The 22,687-nt window shown below is 70.5% G+C and carries 18 protein-coding genes; 10 read left to right on the top strand and 8 right to left on the bottom strand.

The features are described from left to right. The first annotated feature begins 92 nt into the window (after nucleotides 1-92). Nucleotides 93-284, top strand: coding sequence for a hypothetical protein (locus tag Psi02_RS08320; protein WP_203972870.1), 192 nt, complete (start codon nucleotides 93-95; stop codon nucleotides 282-284). Between the two features lie 52 nt (nucleotides 285-336). Then, nucleotides 337-2,358, top strand: coding sequence for a thioredoxin domain-containing protein (locus Psi02_RS08315; RefSeq protein WP_203972869.1), 2,022 nt, complete (start codon nucleotides 337-339; stop codon nucleotides 2,356-2,358). A gap of 7 nt (nucleotides 2,359-2,365) precedes the next feature. Here the strand turns inward: Psi02_RS08315 and Psi02_RS08310 are convergent, their stop codons facing one another. Together Psi02_RS08310 and Psi02_RS08305 are read right to left on the bottom strand one after the other, a co-directional pair. Continuing rightward, a complete protein-coding gene (locus Psi02_RS08310; RefSeq protein ID WP_203972868.1) occupies nucleotides 2,366-4,489 on the bottom strand; it encodes a transglycosylase domain-containing protein in 2,124 nt (707 codons plus the stop codon). A gap of 239 nt (nucleotides 4,490-4,728) precedes the next feature. Continuing rightward, nucleotides 4,729-5,196: an Lrp/AsnC family transcriptional regulator gene (locus tag Psi02_RS08305; RefSeq protein WP_203972867.1), complete on the bottom strand. Its 468-nt coding sequence runs from the start codon at nucleotides 5,194-5,196 to the stop codon at nucleotides 4,729-4,731. A gap of 96 nt (nucleotides 5,197-5,292) precedes the next feature. Between Psi02_RS08305 and hppD the strand changes: the two genes are divergently transcribed. Beyond that, nucleotides 5,293-6,396, top strand: coding sequence for a 4-hydroxyphenylpyruvate dioxygenase (gene hppD, locus Psi02_RS08300; protein ID WP_203972866.1), 1,104 nt, complete (start codon nucleotides 5,293-5,295; stop codon nucleotides 6,394-6,396). An 86-nt stretch (nucleotides 6,397-6,482) separates the two neighbouring features. Next, nucleotides 6,483-7,952, top strand: a complete 1,470-nt coding sequence (locus Psi02_RS08295; RefSeq protein WP_203972865.1) for a M1 family metallopeptidase — start codon at nucleotides 6,483-6,485, stop codon at nucleotides 7,950-7,952. A 61-nt stretch (nucleotides 7,953-8,013) separates the two neighbouring features. Here Psi02_RS08295 and ilvA read toward each other — a convergent pair whose 3' ends face one another. From ilvA to Psi02_RS08275, 4 genes are read right to left on the bottom strand one after another with little or no spacing between them, the layout of a single operon-like run. After that, nucleotides 8,014-9,228 (bottom strand): threonine ammonia-lyase, encoded by a 1,215-nt coding sequence (gene ilvA, locus Psi02_RS08290; protein ID WP_203972864.1) that lies wholly within the window; start codon nucleotides 9,226-9,228, stop codon nucleotides 8,014-8,016. A 27-nt stretch (nucleotides 9,229-9,255) separates the two neighbouring features. Further along, on the bottom strand, nucleotides 9,256-9,903 hold the full coding sequence (locus Psi02_RS08285; protein ID WP_203972863.1) for a LysE family translocator: 648 nt from the start codon (nucleotides 9,901-9,903) through the stop codon (nucleotides 9,256-9,258). 40 nt (nucleotides 9,904-9,943) lie between these two features. Beyond that, a complete protein-coding gene (locus tag Psi02_RS08280; RefSeq protein ID WP_203972862.1) occupies nucleotides 9,944-10,909 on the bottom strand; it encodes an ROK family protein in 966 nt (321 codons plus the stop codon). 9 nt (nucleotides 10,910-10,918) lie between these two features. Beyond that, nucleotides 10,919-12,097, bottom strand: coding sequence for an FIST signal transduction protein (locus Psi02_RS08275; RefSeq protein WP_203972861.1), 1,179 nt, complete (start codon nucleotides 12,095-12,097; stop codon nucleotides 10,919-10,921). A 157-nt stretch (nucleotides 12,098-12,254) separates the two neighbouring features. Between Psi02_RS08275 and Psi02_RS08270 the strand changes: the two genes are divergently transcribed. The 4 genes from Psi02_RS08270 to Psi02_RS08255 all read left to right on the top strand — a co-directional run bounded on the left by Psi02_RS08270 (nucleotide 12,255) and on the right by Psi02_RS08255 (nucleotide 17,600). Beyond that, the gene (locus Psi02_RS08270) at nucleotides 12,255-13,664 is read left to right on the top strand and encodes a sigma 54-interacting transcriptional regulator (RefSeq protein ID WP_203972860.1); all 1,410 of its coding nucleotides are present in this window, start codon (nucleotides 12,255-12,257) and stop codon (nucleotides 13,662-13,664) included. A gap of 51 nt (nucleotides 13,665-13,715) precedes the next feature. Then, nucleotides 13,716-15,665, top strand: coding sequence for a vWA domain-containing protein (locus Psi02_RS08265; RefSeq protein ID WP_203972859.1), 1,950 nt, complete (start codon nucleotides 13,716-13,718; stop codon nucleotides 15,663-15,665). A gap of 249 nt (nucleotides 15,666-15,914) precedes the next feature. Then, nucleotides 15,915-16,346 (top strand): hypothetical protein, encoded by a 432-nt coding sequence (locus Psi02_RS08260; RefSeq protein ID WP_203972858.1) that lies wholly within the window; start codon nucleotides 15,915-15,917, stop codon nucleotides 16,344-16,346. A 48-nt stretch (nucleotides 16,347-16,394) separates the two neighbouring features. Further along, a complete protein-coding gene (locus Psi02_RS08255; RefSeq protein WP_203972857.1) occupies nucleotides 16,395-17,600 on the top strand; it encodes an MFS transporter in 1,206 nt (401 codons plus the stop codon). Nucleotides 17,601-17,624: 24 nt separating this feature from the next. Here Psi02_RS08255 and Psi02_RS08250 read toward each other — a convergent pair whose 3' ends face one another. Together Psi02_RS08250 and Psi02_RS08245 are read right to left on the bottom strand one after the other, a co-directional pair. Continuing rightward, complete coding sequence (locus Psi02_RS08250; RefSeq protein WP_203972856.1) at nucleotides 17,625-18,764, bottom strand: cystathionine gamma-synthase; 1,140 nt, start codon at nucleotides 18,762-18,764, stop codon at nucleotides 17,625-17,627. A 25-nt stretch (nucleotides 18,765-18,789) separates the two neighbouring features. Next, entirely contained in the window at nucleotides 18,790-20,160 is a 1,371-nt protein-coding gene (locus Psi02_RS08245; protein WP_203972855.1) for a cystathionine beta-synthase, read from the bottom strand. 120 nt (nucleotides 20,161-20,280) lie between these two features. Between Psi02_RS08245 and Psi02_RS08240 the strand changes: the two genes are divergently transcribed. Together Psi02_RS08240 and Psi02_RS08235 are read left to right on the top strand one after the other, a co-directional pair. Beyond that, nucleotides 20,281-21,258, top strand: coding sequence for an SGNH/GDSL hydrolase family protein (locus Psi02_RS08240; protein WP_203972854.1), 978 nt, complete (start codon nucleotides 20,281-20,283; stop codon nucleotides 21,256-21,258). Between the two features lie 47 nt (nucleotides 21,259-21,305). After that, entirely contained in the window at nucleotides 21,306-22,676 is a 1,371-nt protein-coding gene (locus Psi02_RS08235) for an outer membrane protein assembly factor BamB family protein (protein WP_203972853.1), read from the top strand. The last annotated feature ends 11 nt before the right edge of the window (nucleotides 22,677-22,687 follow it).

Here is a 22,687-nt window from a genome sequence, read left to right as displayed (position 1 = left end):
TTGTTTTCCCTGGCCGCGTGGGGTCCGCCCGCCCGGGCATGTCGCGGACGCCTGCCGGCCGCACAGTTCCTCACCGCGTCCGTCCTCCTGTCGTGACGGGGACGCTCCTCGGCGTCCTGGCCACCATCGGCCACGCCGGCCATCAGCATCGGCCGGTCGTCATTCCGCCCGGCGCCCTCGTCAGCGATCTCGGCGGCGCCGTCCCGATCGGCATGATCGCCGGTGTCCACCCGTCGATCCGGGCCGCCCGGCTCACCCCGACGGAGGCCCTGTCGACGACCTGACCTCCCCCGAGACCAGGGGCCTTCGCTCGTTTCGGTGTGAGAGGGTGGATCTATGAACCGGCTTGGCGGCGCGACCTCGCCCTACCTGCTCCAACACGCCGAAAACCCCGTCGACTGGTTCCCGTGGGGCGACGAGGCGTTCAAGGAGGCCCGCACCCGCGGCGTGCCTCTGCTGATCAGCGTCGGCTACTCCGCCTGCCACTGGTGCCACGTCATGGCGCACGAGTCCTTCGAGGACCCCGCGACCGCCGAGCTGATGAACGAGCTGTTCGTCAACATCAAGGTCGACCGCGAGGAGCGGCCCGACGTCGACGCCGTCTACATGGGCGCCACGCAGGCGATGACCGGACAGGGCGGCTGGCCCATGACCGTCTTCGCCACCCCCGATGGGGCGCCGTTCTACGCGGGCACCTACTTCCCCCGCGCCCGCTTCCAGCAGCTTCTGCAGGGTGTGTCTCAGGCCTGGCGCGATGACAGGGAGGCCGTCGTCGCGCAGGGGGCCAACGTGGTCGCGGCGCTCAACGAGCGCGCGGGGCTCCCCTCGGGGACGCTCCCCGCGGCGCCGGTGCTGGAGGCCGCGGTCCGCAACCTCACCGAGAGCTTCGACCCGCGCAGGGGAGGCTTCGGCGGCGCGCCCAAGTTCCCCCCGTCCATGGTCCTGGAGTTCCTCCTCAGGCACGGCACCTCCGACGCCCTCGCCATGGCCGGCAAGACGATGGACGCCATGGCCAGGGGCGGCATCTACGACCAGCTCGCCGGCGGATTCGCGCGCTACTCGGTGGACGCCGGCTGGGTGGTCCCCCACTTCGAGAAGATGCTCTACGACAACGCCCTGCTCCTGCGGGTCTACACGCACTGGTGGCGCTCCACCGGGTCGGTGCTCGCCCGGCGGATCGCTCTGGAGACCGCCGACTGGCTGCTGCGCGAGATGCGCACGCCCGAGGGCGGCTTCGCCTCCGCCCTGGACGCCGACAGCGCGGGCTCCGACGGCTCGCACGGAGAGGGCCTGTTCTACGTCTGGACCCCCGAGCAGCTCCGTGACGTGCTCGGTGACGACGACGGGGCCTGGGCCACGTCGCTCTTCGAGGTGACCGGCACGTTCGAGCACGGCATGTCCGTGCTCCAGCTTCTCGCCGACCCCGATGACGGCGCCCGGTTCGACCAGGTCCGTACGGCACTGCTCGCGGCACGTGAGCAACGACCGCGGCCGGGGCGGGACGACAAGGTCGTCGCCTCCTGGAACGGCCTGGCCGTGTCGGCCCTCGCTGAGGCCGGTGCCCTGTTCGACCGTCCCGATCTGGTGGAGGCCGCGCGGGCGGCCGCCGTACTGCTCGACGACCTGCACGCCGCGGAGGACGCCCTCGCGGACACGCCCGGGGGCTCCGCCGTGGACGGCCCGGTACGGCTGCGACGGACCTCGCGTGACGGGCGGGCCGGCGCCAACGCGGGCGTGCTCGAGGACTACGCGAACGTGGCGGAGGGTTTCCTCGTGCTCTACGGGGTGACCGGGGAGACGCGCTGGTTCCATCGCGCGGGCGGCCTGCTGGAGACGTTGCTCGCCCGGTTCCCCGACGGATCGGGCGGCTTCTTCGACTCCCCCGACGACGGCGAACGGCTGTTCCAGCGACCGCAGGACCCGACCGACAACGCCACGCCGTCAGGTCAGTTCGCCGCGGCGGGAGCGCTGCTGTCCTACGCCGCACTCACCGGATCCGCACGGCACAGGGAGGCGGCCGAGGCGGCCCTCGGCACCGTCTCCGTGTTGGCGGCCCAGTACGCCAGGTTCGCCGGGTGGGGCCTCGCGGTGACGGAGGGCACGCTGAACGGGCCGGTCGAGGTGGCCGTCGTCGGTCCCGCCGATGATCCGCGCACGAAGGCCCTGCATCGGGCCGCCCTGATGTCGGGCGTGCCGGGCCTCGTCGTCGCCCTCGGGCCCGGGGGGACCGCGGACGTCCCGCTGCTGGAAGGCCGCGGGCTGGTCGGCGGCGAGCCGGCGGCCTACGTGTGCCGCGGCTTCGCCTGCCGGGCTCCGGTCACCACTCCCGCGGAGTTGCGCGCCCAGCTGTCGGCGTGACCGGCCATCAGCCGATGCCCGGCTGAGTCGGCACCACCGGCGGCGGCTGACCAGGGGTTCCGGCGTCAGGTGGCCTGCCGTCGCCGGGCACGCCCAGGCCTCCGTCCCCGGCGCCTCCGCCGACGTCACCGTCACCGGGTGCGGGCGGGCCGCTGGAACCGGTGGAGACGCCGGGATCCGGCGTGACCACCCCCCTGTCCGGCGGGCTGGGCACGGGGGTGACGCCCGTGCTCGGCGACTGCGAGGGCGACGCGCTCGAGCCGTACCCATCCCAGTAGTAATAGGGATCCCAGGACACGGGGTCGGGGAACTCCTTGACCGGCTTGCCCTCCATGGCCGCGCTCATGAAGTACTTCCAGACCTGGGCGGGCAACGTCCCGCCGTACAGCGCCCCGTAGCCGGGCACGGTCACCGCTTTGTTGTCGTCGCGGAACATGTCGACCGCCACGGCCAACTGGGGGACGTACCCGGAGAACCAGACGGCGGCCGACTCGTCGGTCGTCCCGGTCTTCCCGGCCACGGGGCGGTCGTAGAGGCGGGCGGCGGTGCCGGTGCCACCGGTCACGACCTGCTCCAGCGCGTAGGTCGTGTCCGCGGCCGTGGCCTCGCTGAAGGCCCGCACGCCGCTTACGGTGATCTTCTTGGTCTGCCCGTTCGCGTCGGTGATCGCACGGATCACGTGTGCCTGGCGGTGGACGCCCTTCGCGGCGAACGTGGCGAACCCGGAGGCCTGCTGGACGGCGCTCACCGACGCCGTGCCGAGCGGGAAGGTGGGGAAGTCCTTCTGCTTGACGAGCTGGTCGGGCGGGATCCCCGCCGCCTCCGCCGCCGCCGCGACCTTGTCCAGTCCGACCAGTCGCCCGAGGTCGACGAACGCGGTGTTGACGGAGTAGCGGGCGGCCTGCACGAGCGTGATGGCCGAGCCGTACGACCTGTTCTCGGAGTTGGGGATCTCGGCCGTGTCGACCTTCAGGGGCGAGTTGCCGTACACCCGGGTGCCGAGGCCGTAGCCCGCCTGCAGGGCCGCGGCGAGCGCGTAGGGCTTGAACGTCGAACCGGCCTGGACCTTCGCGGAGAACGCGTTGTCGTACTGGTTGGTCTCGTACCGGCCTCCGTAGAAGGCGACCACCTCCCCGGTGGCCGGGTCGACCGCGGCGAGACCGGTGCGGACGCTCTTGGGCGTGTCGCTGGGCAGCACCGCCTTCACCGACGCCTGCGCGAGCCCCATGAGCTTCTTGTCGAAGGTCGTGGTGATCTTGAGGCCGCCCTGGTTGATGTCCTCGTCGGTGTAGCCCAGCCGGTTCAGCTCCGCCCGCACCTGGGCGAGCATGTAGCCGTTCTGGCCTCCGAGGGACAGCGGGGCCTTCTGCGCGGCCAGCTTGGGGAACTCCTGGACGGCCGCGGAGGCGGAGGTCAGCGCCCGCGTGGCGACCATCCCGTCGATCACCGCGTGCCAGCGGGAGCGTGCCGCGTCGAGGTCGGCGCCCTTGGGGTCGGCGAACCGGCTGGGCTGCTGGATCACCGTCGCCAGATACGCCCCCTCGGCCGGGGTGAGGTTCTGCACGTCCTTGTTGAAATACGCCAGCGAGGCGGCCTGGATGCCGTAGGCGCCGCGGCCGAAGTAGATCGTGTTGAGATACTGCTCGAGTACCCAGTCCTTGGACTTCGACTGATCGACCTTCAGGGCGATCATGATCTCCTTGAGCTTGCGCCCGATGGAGCGTTCCTGACCGAGGCCGCTGTAGTAGTTGCGGACCATCTGCTGGGTGATCGTCGAGCCGCCCTGGAGTTGGCGGCCGGTGAGCGTGGACCACATGGCGCGCGCGGTGCCGGAGAGCGAGACGCCTTTGTCCTGGTAGAACGTCCGGTTCTCCGCGGCGATGACCGCGTTCCGCACCATCGTGGGGACCTGGCTGAGCGGCACGTTCTTCCGGTTGACGCCCTCGTTGGCGAGGACGGACCTGCCGTCGCGGTAGTAGATCACCGAGCCCTGCGCCGTGGCCAGCTCCTGGGTCGTGTCCGGAATCGGGGTCAGCGCCCACACGACGCCGACGGCGGCGATCAGCGCCACGGCCAACGCCGCCACCGCGATGAGGACGATCCGGAGCAGCCGCTTCCGCGGTCGCTTCACGACTCGCTGAACGGTCCCCCATTCAGCCGGTATTGGCCCTTCGCCGCTTTCGACTGGCTTGGTCCAATTCCGGCTGTCACGGTCCCCCCGACCGTCGTCGCCGCCGTGCACGCGTTACCCCCAAAACGTCCCCTTACACCCGTGAGCTGGGCGGATGGATCCACGGTAAACGATGGATAACAATGCTTGGCCCATTCCCATACTGGCGTACGGCGCGGTTTTCCCGCCCGCGTTCCGGCCTATGTGCCCGCCGCGGCGACCAATGGAAGGGTCCGATAAGGGACAGGTGTGTCGAGAGCGATCACCGACGAGGTCCGTACGACGCCCTCGACGTCGACGATGAGATCGATGACCCGCTGGAGATCGGCGTTGCTGCGGGCGACCACCCGGCAGAGCATGTCGCCGCCGCCGGTGATGGTGTGGACCTCCAGCACCTCCGGGACCAGGGCGAGCCGGTCCGCGACCGGCACGTGTCCGCTGACCTGGCGGATCTGCAGCGTCACGAAGGCGGTGACGTCGTATCCCAGAGCCGCGGGGTCGATCTGCGGCCCGTAGCCCACGATGACGCCCCTGGCCGCCAGGCGGTCGAGCCGCGCCTGCACCGTGCCCCTCGCCACATTCAGCCGGCGGGAACTCTCCAGCACGCCGATCCGCGGCTCCTCGGCCAGCAGTGAGATGAGACGGGCGTCCAGCTGATCAATCGTCACAACGTTTACCTCCGCCAGGGATTAGCAATTGAGCAAATTGTCCATCAATACATCTCACTCTTGCACAATTTGGCTACCCCAACGGACAGTGGACTCATGAACGATGTCTTTCCGGTTAACGGCATGGACGCGGTGGTCTTCGCTGTAGGCAACGCGAAGCAGGCCGCGCACTACTACTCGACCGCCTTCGGCATGCGCCTGGTGGCCTACCGGGGCCCCGAGACGGGCAGCTCCGACGAGGTGGCCTACGTCCTGGTCTCCGGTTCCGCACGCTTCGAACTACGCGGATCGGTACGCCCGGGCACGGCGCTCGCCAAGCATGTGGCGGACCACGGTGACGGCGTCATCGACCTCGCGATCGAGGTGCCCGACGCGGAGGCGGCCTACCGGCACGCCCTCGAGCGGGGGGCCACCGGCCTCGTGGAGCCGCACGTCGTGGAGGACGACCACGGCAAGGTCGTGATCTCGGCGATCGCCACGTACGGCGAGACCCGGCACACCTTCGTGGACAGGTCCAACTACGCGGGCGTCTACCTGCCCGGCTACGTCCCCGCCCAGCCGATCGTGGCCGGTCCCGACGTGAAGCACGGCAGGGTTTTCCAGGCGATCGACCACTGCGTGGGCAACGTGGAGCGCATGGACGAGTGGGTCGACTTCTACGAGCGGATCATGGGCTTCACCAAGATGGCGGAGTTCATCGGCGACGACATCGCCACCGAGTACTCGGCGCTGATGTCGAAGGTCGTGGCCGACGGAACCCGCAAGGTCAAGTTCCCGTTGAACGAGCCCGCGGAGGGCAAGAAGAAGTCGCAGATCGAGGAGTACCTGGAGTTCTACGGCGGCGCGGGCGTCCAGCACATCGCGCTCGCCACCAACGACATCCTGGCGACCGTGGACCACATGCGGAAGGCCGGGGTGGAGTTCCTGGCCACGCCCGACTCCTACTACGACGACCCCGAGCTTCGCGAGCGGATCGGCGATGTGCGGGTGCCCGTGGAGGAGCTCAAGAAGCGCAGCGTCCTGGTCGACCGTGACGAGGACGGCTACCTGCTGCAGATCTTCACCAAGCCCGTGGTCGACCGGCCCACGGTGTTCTTCGAGCTGATCGAACGCCACGGGTCGCTCGGTTTCGGCAAGGGCAACTTCAAGGCGCTGTTCGAGGCCATCGAGCGCGAGCAGGCCCTGCGAGGCACCCTGTAAGGGTCACGCGGTAGCGGGCGGCGGGGGAAAAGCCGGATCGTCGGTGCCTGACCTGGGAACCCACCTCACGTAAGGTGGCTCGACATATGGCTGCTCATCATTCGGCGACCCCGCCGCGCCGCCCCGTGGGAAGACTCCTGCGACCGCTGTCGCTGGGGGTCGCGTTGTCCCTCGCCCTGCCTCTCGCAGGCGTCTCCGCAGCGTGCTCCGCCTCCGAGGGCGCGGTGGGCGGTGCTGCGCCGGGAAGCGGCACCCAGGGGGCCTCCGGGATCGGCGACCCCGACTTCCCCGAGGACGGCAACGGCGGCTACGACGTCGAGCACTACGGGCTCAAGCTCTCCTACGACCCCGCTTCCAGGCGCCTGTCGGGCAGCGCGACCGTGCGGGCGAGAGCCGTACAGGATCTGACGGCCTTCGACCTCGACCTGCACGGGCTCACGGTGAGCCAGGTCACCGTCGACGGCGCCGCCGCCCGGTTCGGCCGGCGCGACGACGAGCTGACGATCTCCCCGGTGGCGCGGATCGCCAAGGACGCGCGTTTCGACGTCACCGTCGACTACGCCGGGGTGCCCGATCCGATCCGCAACTACGCCAACCTGGGGACCTACGGGTTCATCGCGACGCCGGACGGCTCGTTCGTCACCTGCGAGCCCAACGGGGCCAAGACCTGGTTCCCCTCGAACGACCATCCGTCCGACAAGGCCACGTACGCCTTCGAGATCACGGTGCCCGCGGGCGTCACCGCGATCGCGAACGGCGAACTCGCCGGAACGCCCGCGACGAGTGACGGCAGGACCACGTTCGTGTGGCGGGAGAGGCATCCGATGGCCTCCTACCTCGCGACGATGACGACCGGCAGGTTCGAGACGCGCACGGGGAAGAGCGCCGCCGGCACCCCCGTCTACGCGGCCGTCGACCCCGCGTTCCACGGCTCGCTGGACACCCTCTACACGAAGACCGGGCAGATCACCGACTACTGGTCGACCGTCTTCGGCCCCTACCCGTTCTCCTCGACCGGGGCCGTGGTGGACGACTACGCCGCCGGCTACGCGCTGGAGAACCAGACCAAGCCGATCTACGGAGGGTTCACCCCGGATTCGGGGGTCATGGCCCACGAACTGGCCCACCAGTGGTTCGGCGACAGCGTGAGCATCACCCGCTGGAAGGACCTGTGGCTGAACGAGGGCTTCGCCACCTACGCCGAGTGGCTGTGGTCGGAGCACGAGGGCGGCACGACGGCCGACACGGTCTTCCGCAACTACTACGCGAAGACCGCCGACTCCATGTGGAGCTACCCCCCGGGCCGGGCCCAGCGCGCCGACCTGTTCAACGGCTCGGTGTACACACGGGGGGCCATGACCCTGCACGCGCTGCGCAGGGAGATCGGCGACGCGACCTTCTTCGCTCTGATCAAGAAGTGGACTGCTTCCCACCAGTACGGCAACGCCACCACCGAGCAGTTCGTCGGCCTGGCCGAGCAGATGTCCGGCAAGGATCTGTCCGGCCTCTTCGACGCGTGGCTGTACCAGCCCAGGCGGCCCGCCGCGGTGATCTGACCAATGCCGCGGTGCTCTGATGCCGCGCCGGCGTGAGCGATGCCCGCGCCGGCCTGCGGGATCAGGAGAAGATCAGCTTGTGCCCGTCGCGCCTGAGCGCGCTCAGCACCTCGTCGCAGTGCGCCGGCCCTCTGGTCTCCAACTGCAGCAGGACCTCGACCTCGTCGAGGTGGAGGCGGGCGCCCATCCGTTCGTGCACCACGTCGAGCACGTTGACACCGAGGTCCGCCAGCCTGCCGAGGAGCGACGCGAGCGCGCCGGGCCGGTCGGTCAGCCGGATGCGGAACGCGAGATAACGCCCGGCCGCCGCGAGGCCGTGCCTGAGCACGCGGGCGAGCAGCAGGGGATCGATGTTCCCGCCGGAGAGCACCACGACCACGGGCGGTTCGAAGGCGTGCGGCTGGTCGAGCAGCGCCGCCACCCCGGCGACGCCCGCGGGCTCGACGACCAGCTTCGAGCGCTCCAGGCACAGCAGCAGGGCCCGCGACAGGGACTCCTCGGAGACCGTCACCACCCTGTCGACCAGATAGTGGATCAGCTCGAACGGCAACTCGCCCGGACGCCCGACCGCGATCCCGTCCGCCATCGTGGACGCGGGCTCCACCATCACCGGATGCCCGGCCGCGAGCGACTCCGGATAGGCGGCCGCCCGTTCCGCCTGGACGCCGACCACCCGGATCCCCGGCCGTTGCGACTTCACCGCGAGCGCCACGCCGGCGGCCAGGCCGCCACCGCCGATCGGGAGCACGATCGTGGCCGCCTCCGGCAGTTGCTCCAGGATCTCCAGGCCGACCGTGCCCTGACCGGCGACGATGTCCGGGTGGTCGAACGGGTGGATGAACAGCGCACCGGTCTTCTCCGCGTGCTCCTGCGCCGCCTGCAGCGCCACGTCGACCGTGTGCCCCGCGAAGACGACGTCCGCGCCGTACGCCCGGGTGGCCTCCACCTTCGGCAGCGGCGCGCCCTCAGGCATGTAGACCGTCGACTTGGCGCCGAGCAGCCCGGAGCCGAGCGCCACTCCCTGGGCGTGGTTGCCGGCGCTCGCGGCCACGACCCCGCGCGCCCGCTCCTCGTCGGTCAGCCGCGCGATGCGCACGTAGGCGCCCCGGACCTTGAACGACCCGGCCCGCTGGAGGTTCTCGCACTTGAGGTAGACCGGCCCGCCGACGGTCTCGGAAAGGACGCGCGAGTGCACCACCGGAGTGTGCGCGATCACGTCGTCGAGAACCTCGCGCGCGGCGACGACGTCGTCGAACGTCATCTGTGGGACAGCCATGCCGTCCATCCTTTCGTACGGCGCCGCTCACGGCGTCGCGATCACGGCCCGCGAACGGTCGGTGGCGAGCTTGACCGCGAACGCGCCCAGCATGGTGCCCATGACGTACCGCTGGAAGCGCAGCCAGGTCGGCCGCGTGCCGAGGAACGCCGCGAGGCTTCCCGCGGTCAGCACGATGAGCGTGTTGATCGCCATGCTGATCACGATCTGCACGGTCCCCAGCAGGAAACTCTGCGTCATCACGTCACCCGCTGAGGGGTCGATGAACTGCGGCAGCAGCGACATGTACATCACGGCGGCCTTGGGGTTGAGCAGGTTGGTGACGAGCCCCATCATGAACAGCTTCCGGGGCGGGTCCGGCTTGAGCGCCTTCGGCTGGAAGACCGACGTGCCGCCCGGCTTCAGGGTCTTCCACGCCAGGTAGAGCAGGTAACCCGCACCGGCCAGCTTGATCGCGACGTATGCCTCGGGGACCAGGGCGAACACCGCCGTCAGCCCGAAACAGGTGGCCGCCAGATAGGCGAGGAAGCCCACCGCGACACCGATCAGGGAGACCAGCCCCGCCCGCCGTCCCTGCGTGATCGAACGCGAGACCAGATAGACCATGTTCGGCCCGGGCGTCAGGACCATGCCCAACGCCACGAGCGCGATTCCCGCCAACGCCCCGAGACCCATGCGAGTCGCCCTTCACCTGTCGGACCGGCCGTCACACAGGTTAGCGGGGCGCCCAATAGCGATCGGCGTCGAGGATCAGCCCGGCGGCGCCGATGAGCCCGGCGTCCTGGCCGAGCATCGCGGGCACCACGCGGACCCGTGCGGAGAACTCCATGCGCGCGTGCTCACGGAGTGCCTCTTCGAGGGGGTCGAACAGGAGCGGCCCGGCCTGCGAGAGCCCGCCCCCGACGGTCACGACGTCGAGGTCGCACAGATGGGTGGCCGAGGCGATCGCGATGCCGACGGCGCGCCCGGCTCTGACCATCGCGGCGGAGGCGATCGGGTCCCCCGCGGCCGCGTCCAGGGCCAGCCGTCGGCCGTTCGCGGTGGCCGCCTCCTGGTAGAGCCCCTCGCCCTGCGGCTGGGATCCCGGCGTCCAGCCCTGTGAGACGGCCCACTCGGCGAGGCCCGGGCCGCGGGCGACGGCCTCCAGGCACCCTCTGCCGCCGCACCGGCAGGGCGGCCCCTCCGGGTCCACGACCACGTGCCCGATGTGACCGGCGTTTCCCGTTCCTCCGTCGATCAGGCGGCCGCCGAGGATGAGCCCCCCGCCGACGCCTGTGGAGACCACCATGCCCAGCATGTTGTCGGAGCCGCGGCCCGCGCCGTGCGAGTGCTCGGCGATGGCCAGGCAGACCGCGTCGTTGTGGATGCGGACCGGAACGCCGGGAAAACGCTCGGCGAGCCGCTCCCGGAGCGGGAAGTCCCGCCAGCCGGGCATGTTCAGCGGCGAGACCTCGCCGGACGGCCAGGTCATCGGCCCGCCCGAGCCGATTCCGACGCCGGCGACGTCCTCCGGCGAGCCGAGCCCGTCGATGAGGCCGGTCAGGGCCTCCCACAGGGCCTCGGCGTCACCTCCGGGAGGAGTCGCCACGCGCTCGGAGGAGATGAGCTCTCCGTCCGGCCCGACCAGTCCCGCGGCGAATTTCGTCCCGCCGATGTCGACGGCCAGCACCAGGTCGGCCACGTCACGCTCCTATGGGGGTGAGGAGGAGAACACCAGGATCGAGGCGGTGAAGCCGTGCACGTGGTTCTGCCCGCCGACGGGGCCCACCTCGCCCGCGGCGAAGAACCCCGCGACGCCGATCGGGCCGAGCGTATCCCGCACGGCCAGAGCGTCATGATCCGGAGTCCCGAACATCGCCGAACCCCGGCCGTTGCAGGAGAACAGCAACGCGCCGTCGACCCGCCCGACCCTCTCGAGGTGGGCGTCGAGCAGCTCGTAGAGGTCCTCGTCGGCGGTCTCCGCGTCCCTCACCTGGAAGCGGACGGTCCTGCCGATCTCCAGCACGTCCCCGACGGCGACCGCCTCACGTTCAGGGTCGATGCCGAGCACCCCGCGGATGAGGAAGTCGCCCCGCTCGTGCCGCTCCGCGTACTCGTCCATCGCGACGCCGATCTGTAACCCCGAGGCGACGAGCTCGCGGTCCTCCTCGTCCAGATCGGTGACGATGTCCTCCAGCCGCGCGAGCGCGGGCTGACCGGCGAGCTCGAGCAGCAGGTTCTCCTCGGCGTGGGTGACGGCCATGGTCGGGCCGATCGGGCGGCATCCCTGGCTGACCACGGTTCCGACGCTCACCGGGCCGCTCAGGAGCACTCCGATCGCGCCTTCGTTGTAGACCTCCCCGTCGGCGAACAGCCGTACGGATCCTCGGCCCTGCATGCCGTTGGCGAGCCCGCCGATGATCGGCAGGGTGCCCAGCACCTCGCTCGAGTGTTCGATGAAGGCGTCGGTGGGGAAGCTGTACGGATCGGCGAGCAGGATGGCGACCCGGTCGTCGAGACCGCGCTCCGGCAGACCCACGACCACGAACCTGTCGCTGGTCCTGAGGGTCTCCAGAGCGAACGTGGTGACCTTGGCCTCCCCGAGGGACGCGGCCCACGCGCTCACGGCCGGTTTGAGCTCGACCCCTCTGGCATCACCGATCACTCCCGTCGCGCTGCACCCGATCACGTGGGCATCCGGCGCCATGCCCATCGCCCGCTGCCCGGCCCGGCCGACCTCCTCGGGATCGTCCCCGCAGATGAAGAAGCACACCAGGTCGGGCGGACCCGACAGGCCGGCGAGAGCCTGGCGGATCGCGGTCTCCGCGGCCTCCACCAGATCGGTGCCCACGGCGAGACCATCGGCGAAGCGGCTTGTCAGTACCGCCATAGCCCCGCCCCCTGTTCGCTAGCGGTTCTCCTTGCCCGATTGTCCCCACTCGGAGGACGACAACGCACACAACACGTCACGCGATGGTCAAGATCCGAAATCCGGATCCGCCGAACGGGGATGCCGGATCCCATGATGGGGACGTAGTCTCGGCAGCGTGCACAAATCGCCCGCGCCTGCCAGCAGCACTCTGCGTGAACTGCGCGAGAGTGGACACGTCCACCGGACGGTCAAGGCCGAGATCCGCGAGAACCTCCTGGCCCGGCTCCGGGCCGGCGAGCCCCGGTTCCCCGGGATCATCGGCTTCGACGAGACCGTCCTCCCGCATCTGGAAAGGGCCCTGATCGCCGGGCACGACCTGGTGCTCCTCGGCGAGCGCGGCCAGGGCAAGACCCGCCTCATCCGCACCATCACCGAGCTTCTCGACGAGTGGTCGCCGGTCATCGCGGGATGCGAGATCAACGATCATCCGTACGAGCCGGCCTGTGTCCGCTGCCTGCGGCTCGCCGGCGAACTGGGCGACGACCTCCCGGTCGCCTGGAGGCATCGCGACGACCGCTACGGCGAGAAGCTGGCCACTCCGGACACCTCGGTCGGCGACCTCATCGGCGACGTCGACCCGATCAAGATCGCCGAGGGGCGCACGCTGGGCGACCCCGAGACCGTCCACTACGGCCTGGTCCCCCGGACCAACCGCGGCGTCTTCTCCGTCAACGAGCTTCCCGACCTGGCCGAGCGCATCCAGGTCTCACTGCTGAACGTCCTGGAGGAGCGCGACGTCCAGGTCCGCGGCTACAACCTGCGCCTCCCCCTGGACATCCTGCTCATCGCCAGCGCCAACCCCGAGGACTACACGAACCGGGGCCGGATCATCACGCCGCTCAAGGACCGGTTCGGCGCGGAGATCCGCACGCACTACCCCCAGTCCGTCGAGGACGAACTGGTCCTGATCCGCCAGGAGGCCGCTCTCGAAGAGCTCGGCGCCGACCTTCCCGCCCATCTGGTGGAGGTCATCGCCCGGTTCACCCGGCTGGTCAGGGAGTCCACCGCCGTCGACGCCCGCTCGGGCGTCTCCGCGCGCTTCTCCATCGCCGCCGCCGAGACCGCCGCCGCGTCCGCCCTGCGGCGGGCCGCCCTGACGGGCGAGGAGCGGCCGGTGACGCGGATCTGCGACCTGCCCGGCGTCGTCCCCACGCTGCGCGGCAAGGTCGAGTTCGAGGTCAGCGAGGAGGGCCGCGAGGTCGAGGTGCTCGCCCACCTGCTCCGCCGGGCGACGGCCGAGACGTTCCGCGGCACCCTGGGCGGGACGGATCTCGCTCCCCTGCTCGAGAAGTTCTCCGAAGGCGTCCAGATCGAGTCGGGCGAACTGGTCCCGGCCAACGAGCTGCTGCGGCGCATCGGCCGGGTGGACGGCCTGGCGAAGATCATGACGCGGCTGGGCCTGGGCGAGGGCGACGAGTCCCCCGGTCACGCGGCCGCCGCGCTGGAGTTCGCCCTCGAAGGGCTCTACCTGATGCGGCGCCTGTCCAAGGACGACATCGCGGGCGGATCGGTGTATCGCACATGACGGACGGCCCGCGCACGCGCGCACAGGCCCCGGCCGGGTTAGCGTAATCCCGTGGCATACCGGTACGGGGAGTATCACGACGGGCCCGATCCACTGGCTCCGCCGTACGACGTCCGCGGGGCGCTCGACGAGATGGGCGACGCGATCCTTTCGGGTTCGACGCCTCTCGACGCCCTGCGCGACCTGCTCAAGCGCGGCCTTCCGGGCCCGTCCGACCGGCGGGGGCTCGACGACCTGCTCCGCCAGGTACGGCAGCGCCGCCGCGAGCTGAGGGAGAACACGCGGCTCGACGGCACGCTCGAGCGCGCCCGCGCCCTGCTCGACAAGGCCATCGGCCAGGAGCGGGCCGAGCTGTTCCCCGACCCGTCGGACGACGCGCGCTTCCGGGAGGCGGCCCTCGACGCGCTGCCCTCCGACACCTCGCGGGCGATCCAGGAGCTCGGTTCGTACGACTGGCGGTCCCAGGCCGCCCGCCAGACGTTCGAGGAGTTGCGCGACCTGCTGCGCCGGGAGGTGCTCGACAGCCAGTTCCGCGGCATGCGGGACGCTCTGGCCAATCCCGACCCCGCCGCGATGGAGCGGGTCCGGCAGATGATGTCGGATCTCAACGACATGCTGGACCGCGACGCGCGCGGCGAGCACACCCAAGAAGATTTCGACCAGTTCATGCAGAAATATCGGGATATGTTTCCCGAGAATCCGCGGAATCTGGAAGAGCTCGTCGACATCCTGGCCCGCCGGGCGGCGGCCACGCAGCGGCTGCTCGCCTCGCTGACGCCTCAGCAGCGTGAGGAACTCGCCGGGCTGATCGACCAGACCCTGGAACAGGCGGGGCTGTCGGAGCAGATGCGGCGGCTGGGCAACGCCCTGTACTCCCGCCGCCCCGACCTCGCCTGGAACACGCCTGAGCGGGTCTCAGGGGACGAGCCCACGGGCATGGGCGACGCCGTGACCGCTCTGCAGGACCTGGCCGACCTGAGCGACCTCGAGACCGCCCTGCGGCAGGACTATCCGGGCGCGCGGCTCGACGACATCGACGAGGACGCGATCAGGCGGGCCCTCGGCCGCTCCGCCGTCGACGACCTCGATGCCCTCCGCCAGGTGGAACGCGAACTGGAGGAGCAGGGCTACCTGCGACGCCATCGCGGCAAGCTGGAGCTCACTCCCAAGGCGGTCCGCCGGCTCGGCGAGACGGCGCTGCGGCGGGTCTTCTCGTCCCTCGACTCGGGCCGCCGGGGCGACCACGACCAGCGGGACGCCGGCAAGGCGGGCGAGCTCACCGGATCCAGCCGTCCCTGGCGGTTCGGGGACGAGCAGCCCATCGACGTCGTGCGCACCGTGGTCAACGGCGTGCGCCGCGGCACCTCACACTCCCGCCGGGTCTCGCTCACCGTCGACGACTTCGAGGTGGCGGAGACCGAACGGCGGTCCGCCGCCGCCGTGTGCCTGCTGGTCGACCTGTCGTACTCCATGGCCCTGCGGGGCACGTGGGCGGCGGCCAAGCAGACGGCGCTGGCCCTGCAGGCCCTGGTGGCCTCGAAGTTCCCGCAGGACGCCGTCCAGATCATCGGGTTCTCGAACTACGCGCGGGTGCTCCAGGCCGACGAACTGGCCGGGCTGGAGTGGGACATGGTGCAGGGCACCAACCTGCACCACGCACTGCTGATCGCCGGCCGCCACCTCGACCGCCACCCGGACTTCGAACCTGTGGTCCTGGTGGTCACCGACGGCGAGCCGACCGCCCATCTGATGCGCAGCGGCGTCCCGCGTTTCGAGTGGCCGCCCTCGGCGGAGACGCTGGAGCTGACCCTGGCCGAGGTCGACAAGATGACCAGGCGGCGGGCGACCCTCAACGTGTTCATGCTCGCCGCCGACGAGCGGCTGAAGGACTTCGTCAACGAGGTCGCCCGGCGCAACGGGGGGCGCGTGTTCTCTGCCAGCGCCGACCGGCTCGGCGAATACGTGGTCAGCGACTTCCTCAAGGTGAGGCGGTCACGCTGACGCGATAATCGATTGCCGATCGGGCTGCGATCGGCGGACGATATTCAGGACTTCCCACTTTCGGTGCTGACCGTTCCACGCCTCGTGGAGGGAGAGCCCAGATGTTCGCCGCCGTCGGCCTGGTCGTCCTGATGGTCGTCACGGGTGTGATGTACGAGATGTGCGTCCACGGTCGTCCCCGTGGCCGCAAGTGACGTCGTCGCGTCTTCGTCCTCCCACTTCGATCAACCAGGCGATAGCCTCAGCGACATGTCGTTTCTCGACAAGCTGCTCCTGTGGCTGCACATAGGCTTCGCCATCTTCGCTATCGGACCGCTGACGGCGGTGACGAGCGTGACGCCCCGCTACATCCGGGCCCGCGACGTCAACGTCCTGAAGTACCTCAACCGGTCCACCCGGCTCTTCGGAGTCCTGACGCTCGGTGTGTTCTTCTTCGGACTGGCCCTGGGGAGGAGCGCCCTGGCCAAGCCGTACCTGTCGGTCGCCATGACGTTGTTCATCGTGGCGGCGGTCCTGCTGGTGATCATCGATCGCGACCAGCGGTCGGCCATGCAGGCGCTGCTCACGGAGAGCCCGGTCGACGACGCCAAGGTGCAGACCGGGCGGATCGCCGCCCTCTCCGGCCTCACCGCCCTGATCTGGCTGGTGATCCTCTTCCTGATGGTGTTCTTCAACCCCTGACGGCCGGCCCCGGCGAACCCGCCGCCGCTGAACAGAAAGGTGGCGACCGTGGCCTCGGACCGCGCGCCGACGACCGGGACCCGGGCGACCTGGGCGCTGGTGGCCCTGGGCATGGCCACTTTCATCTACATCACCGTCGAGCTTCTCCCGATCGGCCTGCTCACGGTGATGGCGGCCGACCTCCACCGGACCCCGTCGGAGATGGGCCTGATCGTCACGGGTTATGCCACCGTGGTCGTGCTGGCCTCGGTCCCGCTCGCCAGGCTCGCGCTGAGGGTGCCCCGGCGGACGCTTCTCGCCGTGACCCTCGGCGTGCTCACCATCGGCTCGCTGTTGACCGCCGCCGCGCCGAGCTATCCGGTCCTGCTGACCGCCCGGCTGCTGACCGCGCTGACGCAGGCGCTCTTCTGGTCGGTCGTCGCCACCACGGCGATCGGGCTGTTCCCTCCGAAGGAGCAGGGACGCGTGGTCGCCCGCCTCGCGATCGGCAACTCGATCGCCCCCGTCTTCGGCGTGCCCGCCGGGACCTGGCTCGGCCAGCAGGCGGGCTGGCGGGTCTCGTTCGTCGTGATGGCCGTCCTGGCCCTCGTCACCTGCGTCGCACTGATCGCGCTGCTGCCCGCCGTCAGCGCCGCAGGCGTCGAGCCGACGCGCGGCTCGGCTCCCGACGCCCGGAGGTACGCGCTGCTGCTCACCGCCACGGTGATCGGCGTCACCGGATTCCTGACCGCCTACACCTACATCACGCCCTACCTGGAGGAGGTCAGCGGTTTCGCCCCGCAGGCGCTCGGGTCGCTGCTGCTGGCCTCCGGCGTCGCCGGGGTCGTCGGCACGATCGCGGTCGGCGCACACCTCGATCGACGCCCTCGGGCCGCGCTGATCGTGCCGCTCGTGGTGATCACCGGCGCCCTGCTCGGCCTGTACGCCCTGGGCACCGCGCAGGCCCCCGCCATCGTGGCGCTGTGCCTGACCGGCCTGTCGTTCAGCGCTCTGGCCACCGCCATCCAGAACCGCACCCTGCAGGTGGCTCCGGGCAGCACCGACATCGCCTCCGCGGGCACCAGTTCGGCCTTCAACGTCGGCATCGCCGCGGGCTCGCTGCTCGGAGGAGTGCTGATCGACGGGCTGGGAACGCGCAGTGTTGCGCTCACCGGCGCCCTCCTGACCTCCGTGGCGCTCGCGGCCCTGCTCAGCGAGAGGTGGCTGGCCCGGCCCGCGAAACCCGCCGACGCCGAGGCGGCGGTGGCGTGCTGATCGCGGGCCGGATCACCGGACTCGTCAGGAAAGCGCCTCCGTCAGGTCGGACAGGAGGTCGTCGACGGTCTCGATGCCGACCGACAGGCGGACCAGATCGCCGGGGACCTCGAGCGGAGACCCGGCCGCCGAGGCGTGCGTCATCCTGCCCGGGTGCTCGATCAGTGACTCGACCCCGCCGAGCGACTCGCCGAGGGTGAACAGGCGGGTGCGGCCGCAGATCGCGACGGCCTCCTCCTCGCCGGCCGCGACCCGGAAGGAGACCATCCCGCCGAAGCGCCGCATCTGCTTGGCCGCGATCTCGTGTCCCGGGTGCCCGGGCAGTCCGGGGTAGAGCACCTCGGTCACCTTGCGGTGTGACAGCAGCAGGTCGACCACGCGCTCGGCGTTGTCGCAGTGCCGGTCCATCCGGACGCCGAGCGTCTTGAGCCCCCGGAGGGTCAGCCACGCGTCGAAGGGCCCGGCCACCCCTCCGATCGCGTTCTGGTGGAAGGCGAGCCGCTCCCCCACCTCCGCCGAACGGGCGATCAGAGCGCCGCCGACGACGTCCGAGTGGCCCCCGACGTACTTGGTGGTCGAATGGACCACCACGTCCGCACCGAGCGCCAGCGGCTGCTGCAGGTACGGCGAGGCGAAGGTGTTGTCCACCAGCAGCACCGCGCCCGACTCATGGGCGATCTGCGCGAGCGCCGCGATGTCGGCGATGCCGAGCAGCGGGTTGGTGGGCGTCTCCACCCAGATCGCCTTGGTCTCCGGCCGTACGGCGGCGCGGACGGCGTCCAGGTCCCCCAGCGGCACCGGGTCGAAGCTCAGCCCCCACCTCGAAAGGACCTTGGAGAAGAGCCGGTAGGTGCCGCCGTAGGCGTCGTCGGGAATCAGCACGTGATCACCGGGTTCGCAGACCGTCCGGATCAGCGTGTCCTCGGCGGCCAGGCCCGAGGCGAACGCCAGACCGCGTGCGCCCCCCTCGACGGCGGCGAGCGCCTCCTCGAGGGCGGACCTGGTCGGGTTCGCGGACCGGCTGTACTCGTAGCCGGCCCGCAACCCGCCGACGCCGTCCTGCTTGTAGGTCGACACGGCATAGATCGGCGGCACGACCGCACCCGTATATGGGTCAGCCTCCTGGCCTGCGTGGACGGCCAGAGTCTCGAAGCCTTCGTTCATGCCGTCGAGCGTAGCCGCTGCCGGGCTACCGCCCGGCCAGGAAGGCCAGCAGGTCCTGCCGGGTGAGCAGGCCCACGGGCTTGCCGTCGCCGAGGACCACCGCGGCGTCGGCCTTCTCCAGGGCCTCGACCGCCCGGGCCACCGGCTCGCCCGAGCCGATCATGGGCAGGGCCGCCGACATGTGGCCCTCGATCGGGTCGTCGGAGCGCATCTTGCCCCGGTACAGGCCCTCCAGGAGGTCGCGCTCAACGATCGAGCCCACCACTTCGGCCGCCATGACCGGCGGCTCCTCCTTCATGACCGGGAGCTGCGACACGCTGTACTCACGCATGATGGAGATCGCCGTGCCGACCGTCTCGTGCGGGTGGACGTGCACGAATTCCGGGAGGCCCGGCGTCTTGCGGCTCAGGACGTCGGCCACCAGGCCCTCGTCGCTCGACGTCGTGAGGAACCCGTAGTCGGCCATCCACTCGTCATTGAAGATCTTCGAAAGATAGCCGCGGCCGCCGTCGGGCAGCAGCACGACGACCACGTCGTCCGGTCCCGCCGCGTGGGCCACCTGGACGGCCGCCACGACGGCCATGCCGCACGACCCGCCGACGAGCAGGGCCTCCTCCCGGGCCAGGCGCCGGGTCATGTTGAACGAGTCCTTGTCGGAGATCGCGATGACCTCGTCGCAGATCGTGGTGTCGTAGGTGATCGGCCAGATGTCCTCGCCGACGCCCTCGACCAGGTACGGACGACCGCTGCCGCCGGAGTACACCGAGCCCTCGGGGTCGGCTCCGATGATCTTCACGCGGCCGCCGGAGACCTCCTTGAGGTACTTGCCGGTCCCGCTGATCGTCCCGCCGGTGCCCACTCCCGCGACGAAGTGGGTGATCCTGCCCTCGGTCTGCTCCCAGATCTCCGGACCGGTCGAGTGATAGTGACTCGCCGGGTTCTCCGGGTTGGAGTACTGGTCGGGCTTCCACGCGTTCGGCGTCTCACGCGCCAGCCGGTCGGACACCGAGTAGTAGGAGTCCGGGTGGTCGGGAGAGACGGCGGTCGGGCACACCACGACCTCCGCGCCGTACGCCCTGAGCACGGCGATCTTGTCCTGCGCCACCTTGTCCGGGCAGACGAACAGGCAGCGGTATCCCTTCTCCTGGGCCACGATGGCCAGCCCGACGCCGGTGTTGCCCGAGGTGGGCTCCACGATCGTCCCGCCGGGCCTGAGGGCGCCGCTCCGCTCTGCGGCCTCGATCATCCGTACGGCGATCCGGTCCTTCACCGAACCGCCCGGGTTGAAATACTCCACCTTGGCCAGCACCTGTGCAGGCGCTCCAGCCGTGACCTTGCGCAACCGGACGAGAGGGGTGTTCCCCATAAGCTCGACCAGCGAGTCGTGTACCCGCACCGCGAAGACCGCCTTGGTTTACCGAAGCTTTGTCAGCTTGCCAGGAGCCGGGGTCCCGAGGGGGTGGCCGGGATTCGGCTAGTTTCAATTCCAAACCGTACCGTGACGTGGGGAGGGCGGGTGATCTGGACGACCGGCGCGGCGCGAACCGCACGACGCATCGCCACGGCCGCCGCACTCGGCGGCGGAGGCCTGACCGCACTGGGAGCGGTCACCTACGGTCTGCTCATCGCCGAGGCCGCGGTGGCCCGCCGGATCGTCGGCCAGCCGCACGGTCTCAACGGCCCCGACTCCGACGGGGTCTACGGCGACACCTACCCCGGTGAGCCGATCCGCGTGGCCGTCCTCGGGGACTCGACGTCGGTCGGCCTCGGCCTGACCGACCCCGCCGACACCCCGGCCGTCATCATCGCGCGGGGCGTGGCCGCCGTCGCCGAGCGGCCGGTACGGCTGAGAGTCCTCGGCCTGTCGGGAGCGGCGTCGGCCGACCTGGACGTCCAGGTGGACCGGGCGCTTGAAGACCGGCCCGAGATCGCCGTCGTCTTCGTCGGGGCCAACGACGTCACGACCGCCACCCTTCCCGCCCGTGCCGTACGGCACCTGCAGAAGGCCGTGCGCCGGCTCCGGGACGCGGGTGCGGAGGTCGTCGTGGGCACCTGCCCCGACCTGGGAACCGTCCGGCCGATCGCGCAGCCCCTCCGGTGGGTCACCCGCCGGTGGTCGCGGCAGCTCGCCGCCGCCCAGACGGTCGCCGTCGTCGAGGCCGGTGGAAGGACCGTGGCCTTCGCGGACGTCCTCGGGCCCGAATTCGAGACCAACCCGGCAGAGATGTTCGGACCAGATCGTTTTCATCCATCTGCCCGAGGTTACTCACAAGCCGCGTACGCAGTGCTACCGTCTGTATGCGCCGCGTTGGGGTTGTGGCCCGGGCCAGAACCCGTGCGCGTCGAAGGATCGCAATACCTTCTGGCGGCAATGGCCGTGGAGGAACCCGGCACCGAGGTCACCGCGACCCATGTGGCCGGCCGGGCGGTCGGCCCCCACGGACGATGGGCGGCGCTGCTTCGCCGGAAACCTGGGCCGATGACGAGCGGCTAGAGCCGGTTACCCCGCGCGGCCAGGCCATCACCCCCTGTAGGAGTGACATGACCCGGCCTCACGTGAAACCTCCTCTCGCTCTCGCCGCAGCCACCCTCCTGGCCGGCGGGGCTCTGACCTCCTGCTCCAGCAGCGACACCACCGACAGCCCGTCGAAGTCCTGGTCGAACGTCCAGGTGAACGCCGTCAGCCGCGTCACCACGGGGGCAGGCGTGGCGGCGGCCACCTCGATGCGGACCAACGGCGCCCTCGAGACCGTCGCCCTCGACCTGGCCACGGGCAAGAAGCTCTGGGCCGTCCCCGCGACGATGGCCGGCCGGCTGCCCGGCATGGGCGTGCAGGCCCCGGCCACGGTGGAGACCGGCAAAGACCAGGCCGTCGTCGTGGCCGTCGATCCCGCGGGCACCGCCCCCAAGACCACCCGGATCAAGGCGACCGTGGTGGCCAGGGACGCCAAGACCGGCAAGCAGAAGTGGGCCCGTCCCATCGAGTCGACCTTCGGCCCGCAGCGCTGCGGGCCGTACATCTGCCTGTCCGAGAACACCTCTCTGAAAACGGCCCGGGTCGTGGTCCTGGATGCGCAGACCGGCAGGACCCAGTGGCAACTCCCCGGAATCGCCGAGGTCGAATGGTCGGACACGACCAACGTCGTGATGTTGCGGCTCGCCTCGCACCCCGTCCTGGAGGCGCACTCGCTGAAGACGGGCAAGGTCGTCTGGCAACTCCCGATCGAGCAGGCCCTCGGCCAGGGCGTCGACCTGTCCGGCGGCTGGTCGTTCGGCGCGACCGGCGACAAGCTCGTGGGCTACGTCGCGCCCTACACCAGCCCCGACACCAAGCAGACCTCGACGTTCGGCCTGTTCTCCGTGCGTCTCGACGACGGCGTCGTCGACTGGATGCGCCCCTCGGTGGTCCGGGTCTACCCCAGCGGCAACCCGGCGTTCGCACCCGTGGTCAGGCCGGTGGACGAGCAGGGACAGTACGGCGGCTTCGCCCGGCTCGACGGGGAGACGGGACGCGTGCTCGGGCAGATCACGCCGACCCAGGTGCCCGGCTCCGGCTGGTGGCTCGCGTTCCCTCCGGCCATGGACAAGCTCGGGTTCCTCAAGCACGACGCCCCCGGCTCGGCCTTCGACCTGAAGACGGGTGAGTCGAGCCCGGTGAAGGACACGACCGGCTGGTCGTTCTGCGCCACGGACCCGCGTCCGCTGCCCCTTCCCGGCGTGACCCCCGGGTTCTACGCGATCGCCGCCCTCTGCGAGTTCGACCTGGCCACCGGCAAGCGGACCTCGTCGTCCGCGGCGCCGCCCGCGTGGTTCACCGGCGGGCAGAACGGCTGGCGCCTCTGGCGTGACGAGAAGGGCGCCCTGCACGCCGTCAACGACGGCACCGCCACCACTCCCGGCATGTACGGATGACCAGTGTCCAC

Origin of the sequence: Planotetraspora silvatica (assembly GCF_016863315.1) — a bacterium.
Taxonomy (GTDB): domain Bacteria; phylum Actinomycetota; class Actinomycetes; order Streptosporangiales; family Streptosporangiaceae; genus Planotetraspora; species Planotetraspora silvatica.
The sequence above is the reverse complement of the archived record's forward strand: the minus strand, read 5'-3'. Positions and strand labels throughout refer to the sequence as shown.